This is a genomic window from Oligosphaera ethanolica, from assembly GCF_030814695.1.
In the GTDB taxonomy this organism is placed as follows: domain Bacteria; phylum Verrucomicrobiota; class Lentisphaeria; order Oligosphaerales; family Oligosphaeraceae; genus Oligosphaera; species Oligosphaera ethanolica.
This window is the reverse complement of record NZ_JAUSVL010000001.1, coordinates 3,648,448-3,671,788: the sequence shown is the minus strand read 5'-3', so window position 1 is coordinate 3,671,788 and position 23,341 is coordinate 3,648,448. Positions and strand designations below refer to the sequence as shown.

The 23,341-nt window shown below is 61.0% G+C and carries 17 protein-coding genes; 6 read left to right on the top strand and 11 right to left on the bottom strand.

Annotation, left to right across the window (positions count from 1 at the left end):
* Positions 1-83: 83 nt before the first annotated feature.
* Both J3R75_RS12700 and J3R75_RS12695 read right to left on the bottom strand, forming a co-directional pair.
* Entirely contained in the window at positions 84-1,157 is a 1,074-nt protein-coding gene (locus J3R75_RS12700) for a hypothetical protein (protein ID WP_307262082.1), read from the bottom strand.
* Complete coding sequence (locus tag J3R75_RS12695) at positions 1,147-1,689, bottom strand: FxsA family protein (protein ID WP_307262081.1); 543 nt, start codon at positions 1,687-1,689, stop codon at positions 1,147-1,149. The genes J3R75_RS12700 and J3R75_RS12695 overlap by 11 nt, the downstream gene beginning before the upstream one ends.
* 157 nt (positions 1,690-1,846) lie before the next feature.
* Here J3R75_RS12695 and ispE point away from each other — a divergent pair, with 157 nt between their 5' ends.
* Positions 1,847-2,758 (top strand): 4-(cytidine 5'-diphospho)-2-C-methyl-D-erythritol kinase, encoded by a 912-nt coding sequence (gene ispE / locus J3R75_RS12690; protein ID WP_307262080.1) that lies wholly within the window; start codon positions 1,847-1,849, stop codon positions 2,756-2,758.
* A 188-nt stretch (positions 2,759-2,946) separates the two neighbouring features.
* On the opposite strand, the gene J3R75_RS12685 is transcribed toward ispE, so the two are convergent.
* Positions 2,947-3,609, bottom strand: a complete 663-nt coding sequence (locus J3R75_RS12685) for a DUF1559 family PulG-like putative transporter (protein ID WP_307262079.1) — start codon at positions 3,607-3,609, stop codon at positions 2,947-2,949.
* Positions 3,610-3,754: 145 nt separating this feature from the next.
* Between J3R75_RS12685 and J3R75_RS12680 the strand changes: the two genes are divergently transcribed.
* Positions 3,755-5,017, top strand: a complete 1,263-nt coding sequence (locus J3R75_RS12680) for an alpha-L-fucosidase (protein ID WP_307262077.1) — start codon at positions 3,755-3,757, stop codon at positions 5,015-5,017.
* Positions 5,018-5,174: 157 nt separating this feature from the next.
* On the opposite strand, the gene J3R75_RS12675 is transcribed toward J3R75_RS12680, so the two are convergent.
* Complete coding sequence (locus tag J3R75_RS12675) at positions 5,175-6,296, bottom strand: Gfo/Idh/MocA family protein (RefSeq protein WP_307262074.1); 1,122 nt, start codon at positions 6,294-6,296, stop codon at positions 5,175-5,177.
* A 560-nt stretch (positions 6,297-6,856) separates the two neighbouring features.
* On the opposite strand from J3R75_RS12675, the gene nifJ reads away from it, so the two are divergent.
* Positions 6,857-10,399, top strand: a complete 3,543-nt coding sequence (gene nifJ, locus J3R75_RS12670) for a pyruvate:ferredoxin (flavodoxin) oxidoreductase (protein ID WP_307262072.1) — start codon at positions 6,857-6,859, stop codon at positions 10,397-10,399.
* A 264-nt stretch (positions 10,400-10,663) separates the two neighbouring features.
* Here the strand turns inward: nifJ and yfcE are convergent, their stop codons facing one another.
* From yfcE to J3R75_RS12655, 3 genes are all read right to left on the bottom strand, one after another.
* On the bottom strand, positions 10,664-11,215 hold the full coding sequence (yfcE, locus tag J3R75_RS12665; protein WP_307262070.1) for a phosphodiesterase: 552 nt from the start codon (positions 11,213-11,215) through the stop codon (positions 10,664-10,666).
* A gap of 53 nt (positions 11,216-11,268) precedes the next feature.
* Positions 11,269-15,162 (bottom strand): PAS domain S-box protein, encoded by a 3,894-nt coding sequence (locus tag J3R75_RS12660; protein WP_307262068.1) that lies wholly within the window; start codon positions 15,160-15,162, stop codon positions 11,269-11,271.
* Positions 15,163-15,277: 115 nt separating this feature from the next.
* Positions 15,278-16,297 carry a Gfo/Idh/MocA family protein gene (locus J3R75_RS12655; RefSeq protein WP_307262067.1) on the bottom strand — a complete coding sequence of 340 codons (1,020 nt, stop codon included), beginning with the start codon at positions 16,295-16,297 and terminating at the stop codon, positions 15,278-15,280.
* 706 nt (positions 16,298-17,003) lie between these two features.
* Between J3R75_RS12655 and fucI the strand changes: the two genes are divergently transcribed.
* The gene (fucI, locus tag J3R75_RS12650) at positions 17,004-18,884 is read left to right on the top strand and encodes a hypothetical protein (protein ID WP_307262065.1); all 1,881 of its coding nucleotides are present in this window, start codon (positions 17,004-17,006) and stop codon (positions 18,882-18,884) included.
* Between the two features lie 279 nt (positions 18,885-19,163).
* Here fucI and J3R75_RS12645 read toward each other — a convergent pair whose 3' ends face one another.
* On the bottom strand, positions 19,164-19,289 hold the full coding sequence (locus J3R75_RS12645; RefSeq protein ID WP_307262063.1) for a hypothetical protein: 126 nt from the start codon (positions 19,287-19,289) through the stop codon (positions 19,164-19,166).
* A gap of 389 nt (positions 19,290-19,678) precedes the next feature.
* Between J3R75_RS12645 and J3R75_RS19880 the strand changes: the two genes are divergently transcribed.
* Positions 19,679-19,963 (top strand): type II toxin-antitoxin system RelE/ParE family toxin, encoded by a 285-nt coding sequence (locus tag J3R75_RS19880; protein WP_370882369.1) that lies wholly within the window; start codon positions 19,679-19,681, stop codon positions 19,961-19,963.
* Between the two features lie 18 nt (positions 19,964-19,981).
* On the top strand, positions 19,982-20,293 hold the full coding sequence (locus J3R75_RS12640) for a HigA family addiction module antitoxin (RefSeq protein ID WP_307262061.1): 312 nt from the start codon (positions 19,982-19,984) through the stop codon (positions 20,291-20,293).
* Between the two features lie 62 nt (positions 20,294-20,355).
* Here the strand turns inward: J3R75_RS12640 and J3R75_RS12635 are convergent, their stop codons facing one another.
* The 3 genes from J3R75_RS12635 to truB form a co-directional block, all read right to left on the bottom strand.
* Positions 20,356-21,369 (bottom strand): alpha/beta hydrolase, encoded by a 1,014-nt coding sequence (locus J3R75_RS12635; RefSeq protein ID WP_307262059.1) that lies wholly within the window; start codon positions 21,367-21,369, stop codon positions 20,356-20,358.
* A 196-nt stretch (positions 21,370-21,565) separates the two neighbouring features.
* Positions 21,566-22,522, bottom strand: coding sequence for a riboflavin biosynthesis protein RibF (gene ribF, locus J3R75_RS12630; protein ID WP_307262057.1), 957 nt, complete (start codon positions 22,520-22,522; stop codon positions 21,566-21,568).
* Positions 22,523-22,561: 39 nt separating this feature from the next.
* The gene (truB, locus tag J3R75_RS12625) at positions 22,562-23,305 is read right to left on the bottom strand and encodes a tRNA pseudouridine(55) synthase TruB (RefSeq protein ID WP_307262055.1); all 744 of its coding nucleotides are present in this window, start codon (positions 23,303-23,305) and stop codon (positions 22,562-22,564) included.
* Positions 23,306-23,341: the final 36 nt, after the last annotated feature.

The following is a 23,341-nucleotide window of genomic DNA, read 5'->3' as shown; positions in this document are numbered from 1 at the left end:
CTGGATAACACAGGAGCCCATACTGAGCGGGACTATTTCCCGCAAAAACATCGCAAATGGGCGTTTGCCAGTGGGGCATCCCCCTATGGTGCGAAATGGCCCGATCCGGGGCGGATGGCGGCGGGGAGCTGCTGCAGGTCGGCAGCGCAGCGGTAATGCATGACCCACAGGGCGATCTGGTTGCGGGCGGGGTCGTGATGGCACCACGCGTAATACTTGAAACAGCAGCGGCCAATTTCCTCAAACTGGCCGAAAAAATGCAGGCGCCGCCGGCGGTAGGTCAGTCCGCCGTCCGGCATTGGCGTCCAACGCGGCACGGGCAGAAGCTTGCTCTGCCGCAGAAAATCAGCGCAGAAGGCCTCGACGCTCTGTTTGGCAAGCATCAGTTCTGCCAGGGAAAAATGCCAGACGTAGAGGCGCCGCAGGCGCCACTCAAACTGCAGGAGCTTGCGGCCGGCCTGCAGGGCTGTCGCCGCCAGGCGAAAATCGCGCCGCAACGCGAAGGCCACGTCGTAGAACTGCCAGGGCGCCTCGCCCGCCGACCACCAACGAAACGACCGGCACAGCAAACGCATGACCACCGCCGGCACTTCGCGGCTGCCAGCCGGAAAATGCAGGCGGAAAAGCGCCATGGGCTCGCCAGGCCCTTGCGGCAGCCGGTAAGCAATCACCAACACTGCCGCTACACCGCCGCCACGGAGGGGCTGCGGGTCCGCTGCGGCGGCGCCAGCACGGGGGGGCTGCTGGGCCGCTGCACCGCCACGGAGGGGCTGCTGGGCGGCGGCGGCGCCACGGGGGGGCTGCTGGGCGGCTGCATCGCCGAGGTGGTACTCGTGGGCTGTCCAGGCGTCATCGATGCCAGCGATGGGCAGCACGGCGGTGGCTTTTTCGGCAATAGCCCGCGCCTGCTGCTGGAAGCGCTGCTGGACCTTATCCTGCGCGGGCACACTATCGGGCACGAGCCATTCGGCTTCCAGGCGCCGGTCGCAGTCGTCCTCATGGGCGACGCTGGTCACACCGCGCTGCAGATCACAGAAGGACAGTTCCCAGCTCACGGGGAGGAGAAAGCCCACGCCATTCCACGCGAAGAAATGCTCGTCGACTGCAGCGGGAGGCAGCGGCGGTGCGGCCACATGGTCCTGTGCTTCACGGTTCACGGCGGCTGTCCTTGGGCGTCACGTCGATAATCATTTCACTGGCGGGTGGGACGTGGTCGCCCTGGGCAGTGCCGATGGGGTCGGCAGCCGCGCCTGCGCCACCGGCACCTGGGGCCCGGCGCGCGCCCGGCCGCGCGCCGCGCCGCTGCCAGTGGCCCGCGTGCCCCGGTCGGGTAACGACATGGCCCAGCAGAAAGGACATGAATAGCAGCCGCACTGGCCGCAACAGCAACAGCAGACCGACGCAGTCGGAGAAGAAGCCCGGAATGATCAGCGCAATGCCCGCCAGCAGAATGCCCAGGCCATCCAGCACTTGCAGAGAGGGATTTTCGCCGCGGACCAGCGCCTCATGCACGCCGCGCCAGGCCAGCAAACCCTGCAGACGAGCGACATAGGCGCCAAGCATGCCCGTACCCAAGATAATCAGCAGCGTCGGCAAGACCCCGAGGGCATTGCCCAGACGCACAAATATCGCCAGCTCCAAAGCCGGAAAGAAAACGAATAACGCCATAAGCCAAAGAAAAATGTTCATCGTATCTCCAATTCATTATCCAAAACACCAAAGCCACGGGGCATGACCGGCGTGCCTGCGGCGGCGGGACTTTCACAGCACCGTGGTCAGAATCGCGCGGCGGCCTAATCTACCGCCACAGCCAAGGGCTGCCAAGGAAGCCGGCACGACGCGGTCCTTGGACTATATTACGCGCCGAGCGGTTCCCTCACCCTACAACTCCGAACACGCCATGCTCTGTTGCGCCAAAATCAACCTGTACCTCAAAATCGTCGGCAAACGCGCGGATGGCTATCACGACATCCAGACGCTGTTTTTGCCGCTGCACGACCTCAGCGACGAGGTCTGCGTCGCCCCCAGTGACACGCCTGGCCTGGCCATGCGCTGTTCGCAGCCGTCGCTGCCGACGAACCAGGCCAACCTCTGCGTCAAGGCCGCCGAGCTCTTCTGTAAGCAGGCCGGCATTGAGCCCAGTCTGGCAATCAGTCTGGAGAAGCGCATTCCAATTTCCGCTGGTCTTGGCGGCGGCAGTTCGGACGCGGCAGCGGTGCTGCTCGAACTCCGGCGCCAGCTCGCACCGGCCACCCCTGACGCCGTCCTGCAGAAGCTGGCCTGCCGCCTTGGCGCCGACGTGCCCTTCTTCCTCGACCCGCAGCCAGCCGTTGCCGAGGGCATTGGCGAAAGACTGCGCGGGATCAGCGTCCGCACGCCGCTGGGCATTATCTTGGCCAATCCGGGCTTTCCCGTGCCGGCGTCCTGGGCCTACAGCCACTGGCGACAGGTCGCGGCGCCGCCCGCCCCGCCAATTGACGAGCTCATCGCCGCGTTGCAGGGTGACGACTGGCGCGCCGTCGCCGCACTCTGCGGCAACGACCTCGAACACGCCGTGCTGGACAAATTTCCCGTGCTGGGCATCATCGCGGCGAAGATGGCCGGCCTGGGCTGCGCCGGCGTCCACGTCAGCGGCAGCGGCCCGACCCTCTACGGACTCTGCGAACCTACCGCCGCGCCGGCCATCCGCGACGCCTTGCAGGAGGCCTTTCCAGGCTTCCTCAGCGCCTACGCCTGCCACTATCAACCTGCCGGCTGACGCGCAAACGGCGCCGCACCCAGCAATAAGCGGCCGCGGTGCACGTCGCGATGCAGCAGGCCCCACGCACACTACCGCTACAATCCCCGCTCAAAAACGCCACGCCCGTCGCCAGAAAATTTCTCGGCGACGGGCGTGATTGACCCGCACTTGGCGTGCGACGCCAAGGAGAACTCAGCGCGCCCACGTCAGTACCACGTCTTCCACTGATTGGAGTTCGATGGCAGAGCCAAGTAGGGGCCAGTGCCAATAAACTGCACATGGCCATCGACGTAGAGCACATTGAAGCCCAGCTTGTGCCGCAAGTAGCCCACCCGGCGCATGCGCAAGCCATGGTTCGCGCCTTGGGCCGTGTCGTCGCCGGCGGTAAAACTCGCGCTGCGGATACTCTCGTCAAAATTGGGCAGGATAGAAAAGGCCTCGCTGGGTGCTTGGACATCGCCAACAAGCACGCCCGGGTTGGGCGTGCCATAGGCATCGCCAGGCCGATGGACGCTGTAATTGGTCAGGTAGCTCCGGCCGTTTCCCGTCCAGCCATTGCCGGTGTCGATGCGCACATCCGTATCCGCCGGGCAAACGAAGGTCTTCTTGTCGTTGACGTAGTAGGTGTTGAGAATCGCGGCAAAATGCATGTAGCCCGGGTAGTTGTAGGAAAAATGCACAAAGCCGTCATAATCCTGGGTGTACATGTTGCCGCCCAGCCCCATCTGCTTCATATTGTTGACGCAGCTGATGGTCCGCGCCTTGTCCCGCGCTTTCGCCAACGCCGGCAACAGCATGGCCGCCAGAATGGCGATGATCGCAATCACGACCAACAACTCAATCAGGGTAAAGCGCTTGTCTTGTCTCATGATATGACGCATCCTTTTTATTGTGAATCGCACAACACTGGTCGAGTAATCTCGACTTGAGCAAGTATAGACAAAATCACATTTCTTTTCAAGACCGCCGCGTCAATTCGCAACTTTTTTTCATAATCACCTCAGGAGCACGCCGATGATAGCGCATTTCAATGACGACCGCGACTGGTTTTTCGACAAACGCTTCGGGCTCTTCATTCATTGGGGCATTTATGCCCTGGATGGCTGGCATGAGCAAATTCAGTGGCGAAAGGGCATCCCCAAAGCGCAGTACGTCGAGCGCGCCGGGCGCTTCAACCCCGTCGGTTTCGATCCCGACGCCTGGCTTGACCTAGCCACCGAAGCCGGCATGGAATACCTCTGCTTCACCACCAAACACCACGACGGCTTCTGCATGTGGGACACCCGCCACAGCGACTACAAGATCACGAACACCCCCTACGGGCAGGACGTCCTCGCCAAGCTCGCCGACGCGTGCCACCGCCGGCACATTCCCCTCGAACTCTACTACTCCTGCCCCGACTGGCACCACCCCAACGCCATCAATTTCGGCGGCGACCACCAGCTGCCACAGCCCAATCCCGGCGACCAGCCGGACCTCCTCCAATACGTCGCCTACGTCCGCTCCCAAATCACCGAACTGTGCAGCAACTACGGCAAAATCGCCGGCTTCTTTTGGGACATTCCGCCGAAAATCATCATACCCGATCTCAACGCCCTGCTCCGCCGCTTGCAGCCCGGCATCGTCATCAACAATCGCGGCTTCGGCCCGGGCGACTACAGCACCCCCGAACGCCATGTCCCCGACGGCCAGGCATTCGCCAACCCCACCGAGGCCTGCCAGTCCATCGGCGCCCAAAGCTGGGGCTTCCGCGAAAATGAGGACTATTTCACCCCGCTCTTTCTGATGCGCTCCATGGACAAAATTCTCTGCATGGGCGGCAACTACCTGCTCAATGTCGGCCCACAGGCCGACGGCGCCCTGCCCCCCGCCGCGCATGACATCCTTCGCCGCATCGGCCGCTGGTACCACCGCGTCAAGGAGGCCTTCCAGGACAGCCAGCCCGCGACGCAACTATGCGCCAATCCGGACTGCATGCTCACCCGCCGCGGCAACACTATCTACGTCCATTTCCCCAAGGGCCTCAACAGCAGCGGCGTGGTCCTCAACCCGCTGCGCGTGATGCCCAAAGAAGCCACCCTGCTCAACAACGACCAGCCCGTCCGCTGCGCCGTCGAAGTCGTGCCCTCCTGGTATCAGTCACCGCCATGGCTGCACCTCAGCGACATACCCGCAACAGCTTTGCAGGACGAAGTGCCCATCATCAAACTCGTCTTCGACAATCTCGACAACGCCCTTGCCCAACCCGCCGCCGGCGCCAAGGAACAGCCGTTCTGAACTGAACGACAATGGCTCCAGACGAACGATGAACGTCTTTCTCTGAACACCGCCACCCAACGGCCGTCGTTCCCCTCTACGCAAACACCCCCGACCGGGCTCATGCCCAACCGGAGGTGTTGATTTATCATCGCCGAGGCGATTCGCTTACTGCAGCTTAGTCGTCGAGTTCGCCGACTTCCAGGCCCAGGGGCAGCGCTTTCGGGCGCTGGCAGGTCGTGCCCAGTTCGATCTTCTGGCCGGCCTTGCTGGATTTGTCAAAGGACAGCATGATGTCCAGGACGTGATTGGCCAGATCGCCATTGACGCGATGCGGGCGGTTGTTGCGCAGGGCGATAGCCATGTCGGCCGCGCCGATGCTGCGGCTGTTATCCGCATAGACATGGCTCAGCGGCACTTCCTGCCATTCTTTCTGGCCCTTGCGGCATACCGTCACCGGGCCGCCGAAGGTGTTGGGATCCGGTACCTGCATGGAGCCCTCGGTGCCGTAGATCTCGATCGGCCGATGGCCGTGCTTGTAGACGTCAAAGCTGGCGACGACCGTGATCACTGCGCCGCAGACGAATTCGACCACGCCGGTCAGATGCGTCGTCACTGTCACGGGGTACTTGTCAAAGGGCTTGTACTTGTCCTGATACTGCTCGGCAACTTCGGGACCATAGGTCCGGAAGTCAAAGCCCTTCGTCGTCACCGCCGTCACGCTCTTGGCCGGGCCAAGGAGATTCACCAGCGCGGTCATGTAGTAGGGGCCGAGGTCGAGCATCGGGCCCGCACCGTAGTCGTAGAAGAACGGCGCCTGCGGCCATTTCTCCGGGCCGCGGCCCATCACTATCGCCGTGCCGCACAAAGGCTTGCCGATCCAGCCGTCGTCCAGAATCTTGCGGGCCGTCTGCTGACCGGCGCCCAAGAAGGTGTCCGGCGCACAACCAACGCGCAGATTCTTGGCCTTGCCCAAGGCAATCACTTTCGCCGCGTCGTCAGAATCCACGCCGAAGGGCTTCTCGGAGTAGGCGTGCTTGCCGGCATTCAAGGTGTCGGTCGCAATCTTCGAATGCACCTGCGGCGGCGTCAGATTAATCACGATCTCAATCTCGGGCATGGCAAACAACGCGTCGTTCGTCATGTTCGGCACGCCATAAAGCTCGGTCTTCTTCTCGGCGCGCGCAGGAATGATGTCCGCACAGGCGACCACTTCGATCATATTAAACTTCTGCGACGCCTTGAAATACGTGTCGCTGATCATTCCGCAACCGACAATACCGACTTTCGTCTTCTTCATTGCTGCTGGTCCTTTCTGGTCCCAACGCGGGGACGGCCTGGATACTAACACATGTTGAAAAACACAGTACTTAGCGGCACTCACGGCCGCGAAAAAAACGCGTTAACATAACACCAGCCGCCAATAAAACCATCGAGATACGGGCGCACTACCACTCGGCGGGGATGGCGAGGACGGTGTAATGAGCCGTCTCGCCGGTGCGGGCGAGACGCCCGCACCACGACCGCGAAACGGGCGGGCGAAAGAAAGAGCCGCCGGGACGGCGGCGCTCCCAGGATGATTGCTGTCCACGCTGTCCACGCTGTCCACGCTGTCCACGCTGTCCACGCTGTCCACGCTGTCCACGCTGTCCACGCCGTCTGCAGGGCTGCAAAGTAATTGCGGTTACGCTGGAATGTCCTTGCTAAACATAGGTATAGGAATTACATTACGTCCTGCTTTTTTCCTAATTTCCGCGAGCCCATGGCGCCCCTGTCGCCGCTGCGCACGCGTCGTTTTTTTTCATGACGGATTTGTCTCGGTTCCAGTGTGTTAGAGTGTAGAAGCAAGGAGAATGACAAATGGCTAAAATGGTCACCATCGACGGCAACACCGCGGCCTCCCAGGTCGCCTACGCGTTCAGCGAAGTCGCCGCCATCTACCCGATTACCCCCTCATCCGTCATGGGCGAACTCGCCGACAGCTGGTCGGCCATGGGCGTCAAGAACATGTTTGGCCGCCCGATGAACATCGTCGAAATGGAGTCCGAAGCGGGCGCCGCTGGCGCTGTTCACGGCTCACTGGTTGCCGGGGCCATGACCACGACCTACACGGCCTCCCAGGGCCTGCTGCTGATGATCCCCAACATGTACAAGATCGCCGGCGAAATGCTGCCGACCGTCTTCCATGTTTCGGCCCGTACCCTCGCCGCCCAGTCCCTGTCCATTTTTGGTGACCATTCGGACGTCATGGCCTGCCGCGGCACCGGCTTCGCCATGCTCGCCGCCAGCTCCGTCCAGGAATGCCTGGACATGGCCGCCGTGGCTCACCTCAGCACCCTCGAAGCCGAGATTCCCTTCCTACACTTCTTCGACGGCTTCCGCACGTCCCACGAAGTCCAGAAAGTCGAAAATCTCGACACCGAGACTCTCAAGTCCCTGGTGGACATGAAGTTAGTCGAGCGCTTCCGGGCCCGCTCCCTCCGCCCCGAAAAGCCGATGATCCACGTGGCTGCCCAGAACCCCGACGTGTATTTCCAGGGCCGCGAAACCACCAACGCCCACTACGCCGCCCTGCCCGCGCTCGTCCAGAAGTACATGGACAAGCTGGCCGCCGTCACCGGCCGTCAGTATCACCTCTTTGACTACGTCGGCGCCCCCGACGCCGAGAAGGTCGTCGTCGTCATGGGTTCCGGTGCCGAAACCGTGTCCCTGGCGGTGGACTATCTGAACGCCCACGGCGAAAAGGTCGGCATGATCGTTGTCCGCTTCTTCCTTCCCTTCTGCAACGAGGCCTTCTTGAAGGCCCTGCCCAAAACGACCAAGCAGATTGCGGTTCTCGACCGCATCAAAGAGCCGGGTTCGGCTGGCGAACCCCTCTATCTCAACGTGGTCAACGCCATCAAGGACGCCGACCGCTGCGATATCAAAGTCATTGGCGGCCGCTATGGTCTGTCCTCCAAGGAATTCACCCCGCCGATGGCCAAGGCGGTCTTTGACCACCTCTCCGGCAAGGCCTTCCACAGCTTCACCGTCGGCATCAATGACGACGTGACGCATCAGTCCCTCCCCGTCGGCCCCGCCTTCGACTGCGAACCCAAGGGCACCATCAGCTGCACCTTCTGGGGCCTGGGCTCGGACGGCACCGTCGGCGCCAACAAAGACTCCATCAAGCTCATCGGTGACAACACCGACATGTATGCCCAGGGCTATTTCTCCTACGACTCCAAGAAGTCCGGCGGCGTCACCGTGTCCCACCTGCGCTTTGGCAAGAAGCCCATCACCTCGCCCTACCTGATCACTCACCCGAATTTTGTCGCCTGCCACAACCCAGCCTACATTGGCCGTTATGACATGATCTCCGGCCTCAAAGAAGGCGGTGTGTTCCTCCTAAACTCCGAGTTTGCCAACGACGAAGTGTTCAGCAAGCTCACCCGGGACATGCAGGAGCTGATCCTCAAGAAGAAAATCCGCTTCTATAACATTGACGCGATGAAGATCTCCAATGCGGCCGGCCTCGGCAAGCGCATCAACTCCGTCATGCAGACCGCCTTCTTCATCATCTCCGGCGTCATCGACAAGGACGAAGCCGTCAAGATGATCAAGAAGTCCATCGAAAAACGCTTCAAGAAGAAGGGCGAGGACATCGTCAAGCAGAACTGGGTCTGCGTGGACAACACGGCAGCCGCCCTTGAAGAAGTCAAAGTCCCCGCCTCCCTCGACGGCGTCGACTGCTACGTGCCCGCACCGCTGCTGGACAAGGACGCCGACGACTTTGCCAAGTCCGTCATCCTCCCGACCATGCATCAGCAGGGCGACAGCATTCCCGTCTCCAAGATGTCCTACGACGGCACGCTGCCCTCCGGCACGGCCTGTCTGGAGAAACGCGGCATTGCTCCGCGCATTCCCAAGTGGCACGCCGAAAACTGCATCCAGTGCAACATCTGCAGCATGGTCTGCCCGCACGCCGCCATTCGCGCCAAGCTGGTCCCGACCGCAGAAATGGCCAATGCGCCCAAGAGCTTCAACGCCGTTGATGTCCGCCCCAAAGCTGACCCGGCCCTGAAGTTCAAGGTACAGGTCTTCACTGAAGACTGCCAGGGCTGCGGCGTCTGCGTCAGCTCCTGCCCGCTGGCCAACAAGGAAGACGACAAGAAGGCCCTGACCTGGACAACCCTCGAGGCCGCCCGGGAAGCCGGCGAAAACGACAACGTCACGTTCTTTGAGAGCACGACGGACAACATTCTCGGCAACAACAAGCTTAACTCCATCAAGGGCAGCCAGTTCCGAAAACCGCTGTTTGAGTTCTCTGGCGCCTGCGCCGGCTGCGGCGAGACGCCCTACGTCAAGCTTGTCACCCAGCTCTTCGGCGAGCGCATGATCGTGGCCAACGCCACGGGCTGCTCGTCCATCTACGGCGGCACATTCCCGACCATTCCCTACACCAAGGCCAAGAACGGCCGCGGCCCCGCCTGGGCCAACAGCCTCTTCGAAGACAACGCCGAATTCGGTCTTGGCATGCGCATGGCCATCGACACCAACCGCGAGCAGCTCATGATGAACGCCAAGCTGCTCATGGAATCCGACAAGGCCCCGGCCGACATGAAGGACGCCGTCGGCAAATGCCTGGAACTGTGGAACGAGGCCACGCCCGAAGCCTTCGCCGCTCAGGAAAAAGCCGCTGCGGTCCTCAAAGCCGCCGCCGCTTCCTGCAGCTGCCCGATCGTCGCCAAAGCCGCCGAATTGTCGGACTACTTTGTTGACAAGTCGGTGTGGATCATCGGTGGTGACGGCTGGGCCTACGACATCGGCTTTGGCGGTCTTGACCACGTGATCGCCTCCGGCCGCAATGTCAACATCCTGGTGCTGGATACCGAAGTGTACTCCAACACCGGCGGTCAGGCATCGAAGGCCACCCAGATCGGCGCCGTCGCCCAGTTTGCCGCCAACGGCAAGCGCTTCGGCAAAAAGAACCTCGGCATCATGGCCATGAGCTACGGCTACGTCTACACCGCCAGTGTGTCCATGGGCGCCAACCGCCAGCAGACCATCAATGCCTTCCTCGAAGCCGAGACCTACAAGGGACCGTCGCTGATCATGGCCTACTCGCCCTGCATCAACCACGGCATCAACATGATGTTCCACCAGAATGAGCAGAAGAAGGCTGTCGAAAGCGGCTACCTGCCCCTCTACCGCTTCAACCCCGCTGCCGCCGAAAAACGCTTCAGCTGGGACAGCAAAGAAGCCGATGGCAGCTTCCAGGACTTCCTCGCCGGCCAACGCCGCTACAGCTCCTTGCGGAACACCGCCGCCGGCGCCGAAGCGGACGACCTCTTCAAGCAGTGCGAAGAAGACGCCAAGAACCGCCTCGAATTCTACAAGAAATTCGGCGAAATGCTTGGTTAAGAGCACCGGAAGAACGCCCCGGTCGGCCGGAACCACAGCCTGCCGGGGACGAGTAACACTCACCCGAAACGCCACGCCGCGCAGCCACAAACTGCGCGGCGTGGCCTTTTTTATCCGCAGATTTCGCCGATTAACGCGGATTTATTGATTGGCACGTCCCCTCCGTCCCCTGCGTCCCCTGCGTCCCCTGCCCATACGTCCCCTGCGTCCCCTGCCCATACGTCCCCTGCGTCCCCTGCGTCTCTAGCTCGGGAGTCGCGGTCTTCACTCCAGCGTCATATCGGCCATGCTGTCGCCGCTGAGCAGATTGAGAATGCTGAGCCGGCCGTGGTCATAGAAACCGAAGCTGGGCGGGTTGCCGCCCTTGGGCAAGGATATCGAGCCGGGATTAAAGGCCACCAGGCGCGACGACAGCCGCTCCAGGTGCGGCAGATGCGTATGGCCGTAGGCGAAGACGGTGCCGGCACTCAGCGGCGGCGGTTGCTCCGGCTGCCAGAGATGGCCGTGGGTGAGGAAAAAGCGCTGGCCGCCCACCAGCAAATGCGCGTAGTCGCCCATCATGGGAAAGTTCAACAGCATCTGATCCACCTCGCTGTCGCAGTTACCGCGAATGGCGATCATGCGCTCCTGCCAGGCATTGAGCAGCTCCACGGCCGCCGGCGGACTGTAATCCGTCCTCAGCGGGTTGCGCGGACCATGATACAGGGCGTCGCCAAGCAATACGAAATAATCCGGCTGCAGCCGCTCGGCATGACCCCGCAGCTGCTCAAGACTATCCGTCGAACCGTGGACATCGGACATGAAGAGAATGCGCATGCTATGACCCACCATTGATTTGACTGAGGGCGCCACCCACGCCCTCATGCTTCTTACTCTGACGGCACCCCCGGATGATAGTCGCCAAGACGCCCGAGCAATTCCCGCAATTTCGCCAGTGTCACCGGCTTGTGCAGGATGTCATCAAAATATTCCAGGTAAAAATTGTGTTCGGCCTCGACATCGGCAGTGACGGCGATGATCAGCGGCTGCTTGAAGGCCGGATTCTGGCGGATGCGCGCCGACAGGTCCGCGCCGCTCATTTCCGGCATCCACAGGTCCGTCAGCACGCCGTCAAAATGATCTTCAGACAAGACGCTGAGGGCTTCTGCGCCGGACGCGGCGGTCTGGCACTTTACGCCCAGCCGCCCCAACATCGACTTGAGCACCTGCAGATTCATGGGCACGTCGTCCACCAGCAACAGGTTGAGCTCCCGGGGCGCCGGCGCCGTGTTGTGCGTCGGTGCGGCTACCGCTGGCTTGTCGGTAACAGCGTTGGCGCCGTCAGCGGTGGCGGGTGCCTCCAGACGTCGGACGTCGCGCAGCGTTACTGTGAAGGTGCTGCCTTCATCTACAACACTGCTCAGAGACAGCGCGCCGCCCATCTTTTCCACCAGCCGTTGGGAGATGGCCAGGCCCAAGCCCGTGCCGTGCTGGCGATTCGGCGTCGCCTCCTTCGCCAGGCGATGAATGAGCTGGACAAAGGGCCGGAAGATCTTATCCTGGCTGTCTTCGGGTATGCCACAGCCGCTGTCAATGACCTGCAGGCGCAACTCGCCTAGATCCCTGGCTCCGGCCACGTAATCAACGTCGAGCGTGATGCCGCCGCGCGTGGTGAACTTCAAGGCATTGCCCAGCAGATTGAAGAGGATTTGCCGCAAATGGGTCTGGTCAAGCAGGTAGTAATCGGCGGCAGGGTGATATGCCAGAGTCAACGCCAGTTCCTTGGCCTCTGCTTGCGCCCGAAAAACCGACAGGATTTCCGTGCATAGCGCGCGCAAATCAGTACGCTGTGGCGTCAATGCGAGCTGTTCGGCCTCAATCTTCGACAGGTCTAGAATGTCATTGATGAGATTGAGCAAGACGCAACCGGCCTGATTCACGGAGCAGACGTAGTCCTGTCGCTCCTGTGCACCGAGATCCTTGTCCTGCAGCAGTTCCGAGAAGCCAATGATGGTGTTCAGCGGCGTACGGATCTCATGGCTCATGGTCGCCAGGAAATAACTCTTGGCGCGTTCGGCGCTCTGGGCGGCGACCATCGCCATCCGCAGAGCCTGTTCATCTTCCTTCTGCTGCGTCACGTCCACAAACACACATAGCAACGCGCGCTTGCCCTCGGCAAGGTGAACCATCTTCTTGAAGATGGTGAAATGACGTTTCTGGTCGTTGAACTCGCCGCTGTGCTGGGAGGTCAGGTTGATATTGTCCCTAAAAACCAGTTCGTCTTCCTCCCGCAAGGCCTTGGCCACGCTCTGCAGCGACGGCACCTCGTCGCAACGACGACCAACCGCCTCGCTCGCAGAGAGTCCCAGGTCCATCTCGGCGCGCCGATTCCACCTGGTGTAACGGAAATCATTGGCCGGGTCCTTCACCACCACGCCTACCGGAATCTCGTCCAGCAGCGTCTGCAACATCATGCTGGTCTCCAACAGGTCACGGCGGTTCTGCTCCTGTTCAGTGATGTCAAAGCTGATGCCGATTAGCAGTTCTCGCTCGCCGCTGCTCACCACAATCTTCTGGGTATTGAAGACGTAGTCGCGGCCATGGAATTTCAGCTCCTCAATGCACTGCTGGACCCGCCCAGGCGCCCGCCGGCACGACTCGTCCATCTCGCGCTGCCGCCGCGCAACCTCTGGCGGATACTGCTCAAACACGTTCTTGCCCAGAAGCTGTTCTTCCGACGCCTGGTGCAACTCGCAGTACATCTTGTTGACCCGGATGTTGCGGTAATCGTCATGCACATCGCGGATAAAGACCAACGCCGGCAGGTTCTCCAGTATCACGTCCAGAATCAAATTCGTCTTGCGCTTCTCTTCGTCTGCCGAACGCAGCTGCGTGACGTCCTGGATGACTGCGAAGGCCGTACGACCGTCATGGCCATTGCCGTTGTCCTCACTGACTTCTCGCGCCACAAAGAGGTAATGCCGCCGCGCACCGCCATAGTCGGAGCTGAAAGGCAAGTTGCAGTCGTGCTGCCGCCCCTCGCGCATCCTGGCGATCGCCTGATGAAAATGCTGATAGTCCGCCGCCGACAGCCAGCGCTTCGCGGGCACCGGCCGGCCGGCCTCCTCCGGCCAGCAGCAGGGCAGCTCCGCCGACGCTTTGATGATCGTCTCACTGGCCAGATCGACGCTGCAATAGCCCAGGCCGGCCATTTCCGCGGCCTTGCGCATCAACGAGTGACTGAGCCGCAGCCGTTCTTCGTAGCGGTACTCGCGCGTCATGTCCCGAAATACCACGATCTTACCCAGAAAATGCCATTCCTTGTCACGAATGATGGCGATGTTCTCCGCAATATGCCGGGGGCTACCGTCCTTCTGCTGCAGCCGCACGTAATGCCGGCCGAGGTCCTGGCCGCCCTCGTCCTCGGCAACCGACCTGCTTTCCGCAGTCGTTTTGTAGATTTGCCCCTGCATGGCCCCAACAGCCTCGTCACGGGAAAAGCCGGTGAGCGACTCGGCCTTGCGGTTGAAGATGGTAATACGTCCATGCGGATCGGTCACAATCACGGCCTCACCAATGGACTCCAGGGTGGTCCGGAGGTTGTTGGCCAGCGCCGACATGCTCTGCTTCAACTGCCGCAAACGCAGGTAGCTGATGAAGAACAGGCCGACCATCAGAAAAAATGCCGACAGGGCGACCAGTGCCAGAACAGTCACCAACACCAGATGCGGATACTCCTCAAAAAAGCGTTTGGGGCGATTGACGATCTCGGCGCTTTCAGGAATACTCCCTGGCGCCGGCGGAAAACGCTGCAGCACGTCGTAATCAAAACGCACGGTGCAGGGCATGAGCTCCGGCACGATCTGCTCGGCAAGAGTGCCCAGCCGGACCTTGTCCAGCAGCTGCGCCATGCGCTTGCCGAATTCCGCCGCTGGCACCTGCACGCCGCCCAGGAGTCCACAGCCAATATACGAACAAGAAAATACCGGCCCCTGGCTGACTCGCACCATCAGCTCATAGACATTCCTGTAGTAGCCATAATCACCATCGCTACTGCCATGCCAGGCCGCAATCACCACGAAAGACTGCTGGGGCATACCGTAGAGCACGGCGAGCATTTCGTCGGTGGACGTGTCGGCGCCGTTCAACAAGACGTACTCCACCGGGCCGTCACTAGGCAACTCCGCCAGCAGTCGCCGATGTATCTGCTTGCCCGTCCGATTACTGTGCGTAATCACGGCGACCTTTTTTGTTTTTGGGTACATCTTTAGGCCCAGGGCGATGTTCTCCTCCACCGGGAACTCCAACCAGAGCGCCGTGGAGCGCGGCAGCTTCGCTCGCAAGGCCTCGCTGTCAGCGTAAAAACCGCCAAAGATGTACTGGACATGCGCCGGCAGTTCGTCGGCGTGCTGAGCCAACGTGTCCAGCGCCGGCGTGTTGATGCCAACGACAATGTCGTACTGGTCATTGCCGATGGCCGTCAGCACCCGCTCGCGAATCTGCTGCACGCCATCGGGAGCCCGCAAATAATCCATCGACACCGGATCGACCTGGGCATTCGCGGGCGAGGTGCCGGGATGACTGAGAAAGCCATCCATGAACTCTTTCGTCCACAGATAGGTGTAATGGTAGCTATTGAGCAGCAAGGTCGTAAGCTCGCGCCTGCCCTGGGTAGCATCGTCACCGCGACTGACGAGAGCCAGCATTAACAGAATCAGCCATCGGCAGCCACAACCATTGCCGCAGCGGCGACTTTTCACTATTGAGGATGCCTGAATTGTCATCGCATACCACCATGCGGTTCAAGGGCGACTTGATAAAGGCCATCACAGACCAGCCAATTGCGCAGCGCGGCACCAGCACGCCTCGCCGGCGCTGCCAGCGCTACCGGAGTGAGCATCACTTGCTGCCGCGAGGGCATTGCGCCACCAGCGCATCCGTGGCTTCGCGGGATATCTTGGCGGCCATCAGCCCATCCAGCCCCGTGGGCAGGACATCTGAACCGCCCTGCGCCAACGCATCCCGGAAATGCTCGTACAACGCCGCAAAATTCTTTTCGGGCGCAAAAGGCATGGTGAACACGCCGTCCTGGTTGCGCATGTCCAGAATCTTCGCATTACGGTCGTAACGGATCAGGCCTTTCGTGCCGATGAGGTCGTAGGTAAAGACATTCACCGGCTGCTGGCAGGTATGGCAGTAGGAGTAGCTGATCTCCACCATGCTATGCGCGCCGCTGTCGTGCTGCATGTGCAGATACATATGATCCGGAGCGTCATATTCGTCCACCCAGGCACCGGCAGCCGTCCAGGACTGGACCTCGCTGCCCGTCCAAAATCGCGCCAGATCGATCTGATGCACGCCGCAGTCCACCATCGGGCCGCCTTCGTCCATCCGTCCCTGCCGGCGGGCATTTTCCACCAGCAGGCCCTGGTCATTGCGCTGGCGTTTGCCGTGGCAATTCCAGATGTAAATCAGACGTAGCGAACGCAGGTCACCAATCGCGCCGTCTCGCAGCCATTGGCGGATCTGCAACGCGGCTGGGCTGAAGCGATAGTCGAAACCCGTGAACAGCATCACCCCAGCCCGCGCCGTGCAGTCGATCATCTCCCGGCACTCGTCCTCCGTCATGCCCAGAGGCTTCTCGCAAAGCACATGCTTGCCCGCGCGACTCGCCGCGCGAATGTTCGCCAGATGGCAGGGCGCCGGCGACGTCACCGTCACAGCGTCGATCCCGCTGGCAAAAAAAGACGCCTCGTCCTGATACGTATTCGCCAGGCCAAATTTTTCCTGGACAAACCTGAGGCGTTGGGGATCAGGATCAAACACTGCGTGGAGGGTCAGACCTGGCGTATTGAGTATCACCGGGATGTGCCCGTAATCCGCCACGGTGCCACAGCCCATCAAACCTATGCGCTTCATCGTTACGACCTTGGGTTGTACCTGAAAAGTCTGCCCCGCCCCATCAGTCCTCGCCACGAAAGTGATACTATACCCGACACGACCAAAATGACGCAGGACAAAAATGCTTTTCCGCGTAAAAAAATGCCAGTCTGCCACATGAGCCATGACAACAGCAACAACGGTGGCAAAATGCCGCCGGGACGGCGGCGCTCACAGGTTCAATGCCGCCGGGACGGCGGCCTGGAGTTTGGCAAAACTCGACATTGCGCCGTAGGCGCTTAACCATGCTTAACCCCAGGCTTTAGCCTGGGGAAATGGCTCCCTCCCGGAATCCGTGCCTCGTAGAGGCACAACTTTGCCTGGCTTTCGCCAAGGACTCTGAAAAATGTTCTTTTTGATCTACCGACTGCGCCGGCGGCGCTCGCAGGATAACCGGCGTCGGCTAATCAGTCCCTAGCGTCCAAGACACCATTCCCCACAGTCCCAAGCGTCCCAATGGTCCAATCCATGGGACCATGCCTTATGAGTCGTGAGTCCTCGCCCCAGCGCAGCCGCCAACCGGCACCCTCGGTCCCCGGCGTCCCTCCGGTCTCAATGCTGATGTTTTTTGCCCGTTTGGGCATTGCCTTAAGCACAACAGACACTATGGTTAAACCCATGTTGTCGTTTCGTCCCCAAAAAGCTATTCCGATCCACCCCATCAACTCATTTGGAGGTAAAAGACATGGCACGCAGCAGTGACCGCCCGAACTTCAGCGCCCTGGCCAAAAGCATCCGTTCCTTCCAGGACGCCGACCAGACCATCATCGGCCAAATCCCGACCATCGCTCTGACGCCCGTCTCCGACGGCCGCCGCGGCGCCTACGAAGACAACACTGTCAAGACTTGGGGCATGGTCGAGAAGGTCTATGACCTGCTCACCAACAATGTCTTCCAGCCCGACGGCAAGCCCATCCGCGTGGTCGTCGCCCCCGAAATCGTCTACGGCGCCCGCAGTGCCGCGCGCGCCCAGGCCTACTACGCCACCCAGGGCGTCAGCGCCAATATCTGGATCGGCCGCAGCTGGTCCTACTCCGATGAGCTCATGGGCGCCATGATGGGCGTCGGCTCCAGCGAATGGCAGCAGTGCGCCTACGGCCTCAACCAGACCGACCGCCCCGGCGCCGTCTGGCTCAAAGCCTTCACCGCCGCCATGGACGAAAAGAAACACCCCATCTTCTGCGTCTACTCGCCCGACCTCGAAGACGAAGACGGCCCGCTCTCTGATTTTGTCGCCGGCAAACTCATGCGCTTCTCGCGCTGCGCCGCCGCCGTCGCCTTCATGCGCGGCAAGAATTACCTGTCCGTCGGTGGCGTTTCCATGGGCATCATCGGCTCCGATGTCCGCCGCAACACCATGATGAACTACCTCGGCATGGGCACGGTGTCCGTCGATATGAGCATCCTCACCGGCCGCATGCAGTCGAAATTCTACGACCACGAGGAAGTCGCCAAAGGCGTCAAATTCCTCAAGCAGTTCAAAATGGCCATGACCAACAAGCCCGCACAACGCCGCAACGGCCTGTCCGACGACGAGCTCATCGAAACCTGCATCAAGATGACCACCATTGTCCGCGATCTCATGATCGGCAATCCCAAACTGGCTGACGCCGCCTACGGCAAGAAATACGGCTTCACCGCCGACGTCGAATACGCCCAGGGCACCAACGCCATCGCCGCCGGCACCCAGGGCCAGCGCCAGTGGACCGATTACAACCCGAACTTCGACGTCACCGAGTCGCTCCTCAACAGCTCCTTCGACTGGAACGGCTTCACCGGCTCACGCGTCGTCGCCACCGAAAATGACTCCAAAAACGGCGTCGGTATGCTCATCGCCAATCTCCTCACCGGCGGCGTGCCCCAGCTCTTCGCCGACATCCGCACCAACTGGACGCCAGCGTCCATCAAAAAGGCCACGGGCGTCAACGTCGACAAGGTCTGCCCCCGCGGCATCATCGACAAACGCAACTCCGGCGCCGGCGCCCTCGATTACGCGCTGGACATCTTCGCCATTGCCGGCCTCGACCCCGCCAAAGCCAGCGTCCAGGACGCCTGGAAGGCCATCTGCGCCTCACCAAAACTCCAGAAGGAACTGATCAAGAAGGCCATTGCCGGCACAACCTACATGAATGCCGCCCTGACCTACTTCCCCGGCGACGGCCTCTCCAGCCATTTCACCACCCCCGGCAACGTACCCATGACCGCCTACCGCTACAACATGGTCGGCGATCTGCTCACCTGCTCGGTCGTCGAAGGCGAAACCGTCAATCTCCCCGCTAAGGTCTCCAACCACATCAGCAAGGTCACTGACGCCACCTGGCCGGAAACCTACTGGGCCCCGCGCGACATGACCTCATACGAGTACATGTCCAAAATCGGCCCGAATCACGACGCCAACAGCTTCGGCCTCATCGGCGCCGACTTCATCACCTTCAACGCTATGCTGCGCATCCCCGTCGATATGCACAACGTGCCCGCCAACGATATTTTCCGCCCAACCATGTGGGACCGCTTCGCCGGCGATGACTACCGCGCCTGCGCCTTCCTCGGTCCTATCTACGCCTAAAACACTACGGCGCTAGTAACGCCAGCAACCCACCAGCCCCGCGCTGCCGCCCCACCAACGGACCGCAGCGCGGGGCGCCCTTTTTTGTGAATCCCTACGACCTGGCAAATGCATGGAAAAATGGTTAATGTGCTTAATCTTGTGATGAACACTTGTAGTTGCCAACCAATGACTCCAGGTGTAAATAAGAACTATTCACTTCTTATGGAGAAAACTTTTTACACCAACCTGCTCCCATGAAACCGATGCTCTTCACTTTACGGTATCCATGGCACTTGTTCAGCCAAGCAGCCTTTTCTCGTCGCGCATTTCCGCCGCGAAGCGGCTGAAGCGCTGAAAGCGCGACGCATACCAGCCCAGGGCAAGCGGCGCCGAAGGCGCGCGCCGCCCTGGGTGGCGCGCCATATTGGTCCGTGTTCCTCGGCCTCTTTGGCCCCAGTCGGCGCAGCTGACTGGGGCCAAAGAGGCAATGGAACTCATTGATTGCTGCGGCGGGCACGTTTGCGTGTGGCTGTTTGGAGGTCGGGTAAGGTCATGATCCCAGGCGACGGTGCGGGCGGGACGCCCGCACCACGGCCGGGAGACGGGCGCGCGACGCATACCAAGCCCAGGGATAGCGCCCACGGCGCAGACAAAGGGTTCGGAACTACTGTGTCAAGTCTCTCATTCTATCACAAGATTTCGCACATTACCGAAAAAAGACTTTTTTTTCACTCCCGCAGAGCATGACAACTTGAATTTAACCAATATGGTCAAATCTTATAGATGATGGTCTTGGAATCAGGAGGGCGCGCGTGATACTGAGTTTCCGGAATAAGGCCAGTGAAATATTCTGGATGAGCGACGGCAGGCAACCTGGCCCCTTTGCATGCATTGCCCGTTGCGCGATGCGGAAACTCCGCATGCTTGATGCGGCGGTCACGCTTGCTGATCTACACTCACCACCGGGAAACCGGCTTGAGGCGCTGACTGGGCGACGACATGGCCAATGTTCCATTCGCATCAATGATCAGTACCGAGTTTGTTTCGTCTGGACGCCAGAGGGGGCAAGAGACGTTGAGGTCGTCGACTACCACTAAAACCCAGGAGCGAAAGCCATGAACATAATAAGCATCATCAATCCGCACCCAGGAGAGATCCTACTGGAGGAATTTCTCAAACCGCTCGCTATAAGTCAGAACAGACTGGCCATGGAATTACGGGTGCCATGCCACCGCATCAACGAAATAGTTCGTGGTCGACGAGGCATCAGCGCCGACACGGCTTTGCGACTGGCGCGTTTCTTCGGAACCTCACCGGACTTCTGGATGAATCTGCAGCAAAGCTACGACCTGGCTGCCGCGCGAGATGAACTCAGCGTTGAACTGTCACGCATTCGCTGCCTTGAACCGGCAACGGCAGTGACCTGAACAAGACGTATTGGCACCGTCAAGTGCTGCCGCTAACCAGCCAGCCCATGCCGTAGCCTTCTTCACCGCGCCAGTTGCGCCAACAGGGCCGCGATGACGTCTGCGCGCAATGCGTCCTGCTCATTCATCAGCTGGTGTTTGGCGCCCGACACCATGCGTGTCTCCAGACCAGGGAATTTTCCCATGAAGAACGGCAGGTTGTATTCCCAGTCCACCACGCTGTCGGCATCGCCCTGGATAAGCAGCGGGTGCAGGCTGGCGGGTGCTGGGTCGCGCTGGTGCAGATCGTCATACCATCGCCCCATGGCCAATGGCCAGCACAAGGGCAGCTGGCCGTACTGCAGCGGATCGCGGCGCACCCACTCGGCGTAGCCCGACAGGGACGAATTGTCCACATAGCGCCGCGGCAAGCTGTCGACGAAGCGCCCCGCCACTTTCGCCCCCCATTGCCCGAGCTCCCAGTGCGCCGAACGGCACAGGGGCGCCAGCAGGACCACATGCGCGAGCTCCGGCAGGGCCGGCGCGCCCGGCCCGCCCAGGAGGAGGTCCGCCAGCACACCAGCGCCCGTGCTGTGGCCGACAGCGCTCAGCGGCAAGGGCGGCTCACACTCGTCCTGGCAGAACTCCAGCACCGCGCGGATAACCCGGCGGTACTCGACGAAGTCATCAATGGCGGCGCGCTGGCCGGAGGACAGGCCGTGCCCAGGCAAGTCACAGAGGACAACCTCGCAGTCTTTCGCCAGCAGCGCCGCGACCACGTAGCGCCAGACTGCCGCGTGGTCCAAGTAGCCATGGATCAGCAGCACCCGCGCGCGCGGCCGGGGCGGCGTGAAACGCTGCACCGCAATGCGCCAAGAGCCAATGTCACACAGACCCGCGCGATGTACGCACGCCGCCGGAATCTGTATGCCATAGGCGGCACGATAGGCCGCCAAAGCCTCAGATGAGCTATCACCGGTAACGCCCGACCAGGGCCGCAACGCCCCCGCCAAGTCAACGACAGCACGAAGCTGCGAGTCGTCTTTGCCGCCACTCGCAGTGGGCAACGCCAGTGTCGCCAGTAGCAGCAAGCCCATAATCACCCCCACGAGCAGACAAACGCCAGCGCAACCCCAGAAAAGACACCCGCGAAAACCGCGACGCTGCCGCCCACCGACAATCCCAGATCGTTTCAGGACGCTATCCATGACCAGGCCTTTCGTCGTAACGCCGTGGCTTTACCCAACGCCGTATACCGCGAAACCTTGCTCACTGCGCCGCAGTCCATCGCGCTCACTCGTCGAGCAGGGCTAGGCGCGCGGCCTTGATGTCCCGTTGGATCTGTGCCGACAGCGATTCCGTGTCCGCAAAGATCATACTCGGCCGCAGAAAACGATAAAACAGTACCTCGATTTGCTTGCCATACAAATCCGCGGCGAAGGAAAACAGGTGCAGTTCGACGATCACTTCGGGGTTGCCGTCGTGCCGGATGGTCGGAGCATCGCCAATATAGACCACGCCGTCCAGCAGCCGCTGGCCGACGCGCCCACGCGCCGCGTAGATGCCGAAGGGCGGCAACAGCAGGCCATGATCGACTATGTTGGCCGTCGGACATTTGAGCACCTTGCCACCAACGCCACGGCCATGGCTAACCACGCCATTGATGCTGTATGGCCGCCCCAGCATGGCCCGGGCCAAATCCAGCTCGCCGGCGGCGACGGCCTGGCGGATGCGCGTACTGCTGACCACGTCGCTGCCATAGCGCACCGACGGCACCACGCTGGTGGCCACGTCACGCGCCCGCCCCAACTCCGCCAGCAACGCGCCGTTGCCGCTGTTACCTTTACCAAAACGCCAGTTCTGACCCACACAAAAAGCCGTCACCGTCAGACCCGGGATGAAAAAATAACGCTCAAGAAACTCCGCCGGCGACAACTCGGCAAGCTCGCGCGTAAACGGAAAACACACCAAGTGCCGCAGGCCAAGATCCTGAAGCAGACGGACCTTCGTGTCCAACGAGCTGAGCCGCGGCGGCGCCTGCTCAGGCGTCAGTACCGCGCGGGGATGGGGATCAAAAAAGAGCACCACCGGCACGGCGGCGCTGTCCACAGCCAATCGCCGCAGTTCGCCCAAAATGGCTTGATGGCCGATGTGCACACCGTCAAAAACGCCAATGGCCACCGCGATACGCGGGCAGGCCGCCGCCAGCTCACTGGGATAGGATACTATTCTGCAGGTCGTGTCATTCATGGCTGATGAACTGGATTTCTCTCGGTGGCGCGACGACCGCTACGCGTGCTCCTTGTCAGCGAGCAACTTGGCGATCACATCACCCAGCGGCTGTACATGTTGCACGAATTCGGGCAGCTCCCAGCTTTTGATGGCGTCCATGTTCACGGCGTCGGCCACCTGGAAACTACCGCTGCTCTCGCGCCGCAGCTCCAGCATGTGCGCACCACAGCCCAGTGCGCGCCCCATATCGGCGCAAAGCGTGCGAATATAAGTGCCTTTGCTGCAATGGACGCAAAAATCCACGTCAGGCAAGGCAATGCGCGACAACTCCAGCGCGTGAATGACAATGGGCCGGCTTTCGCGTTCGATGACCTCACCCTTCCGCGCCAGCTTGTAGAGCGGCTTGCCGTCCTTTTTAATAGCTGACACCATGGGCGGGGTCTGCTGCTGCGGGCCAAGGAAGCGCGCGGCGATGGTCCGGACCTGCTCCGGGGTCACGCCACTGGCATCAGCCGTGGCCGTGACCACGCCAGTGCGATCTTCGGAGTCGGTCTCCACGCCAAGACGCATCGTGCCAGTGTAAACCTTGTCCTCGCTCATCAAGCGGTCCTGGAGCTTGGTCGCATGACCCAGCAAAAGCACCAGCAGTCCAGTGGCGATGGGATCAAGCGTGCCACAGTGGCCCGTCTTGCTCAAATTGAAACGCGACCGGATGCAATTCACCACGTCGTGGCTGGTCCAGTCCATCGGCTTGTCGACCAGCAACAGGCCGTCGATCTCGTTCATGGTCCTTCGTGGCATGAAGTCCTTGCCCTCCAAAGAGGCTCAACGTGAGTA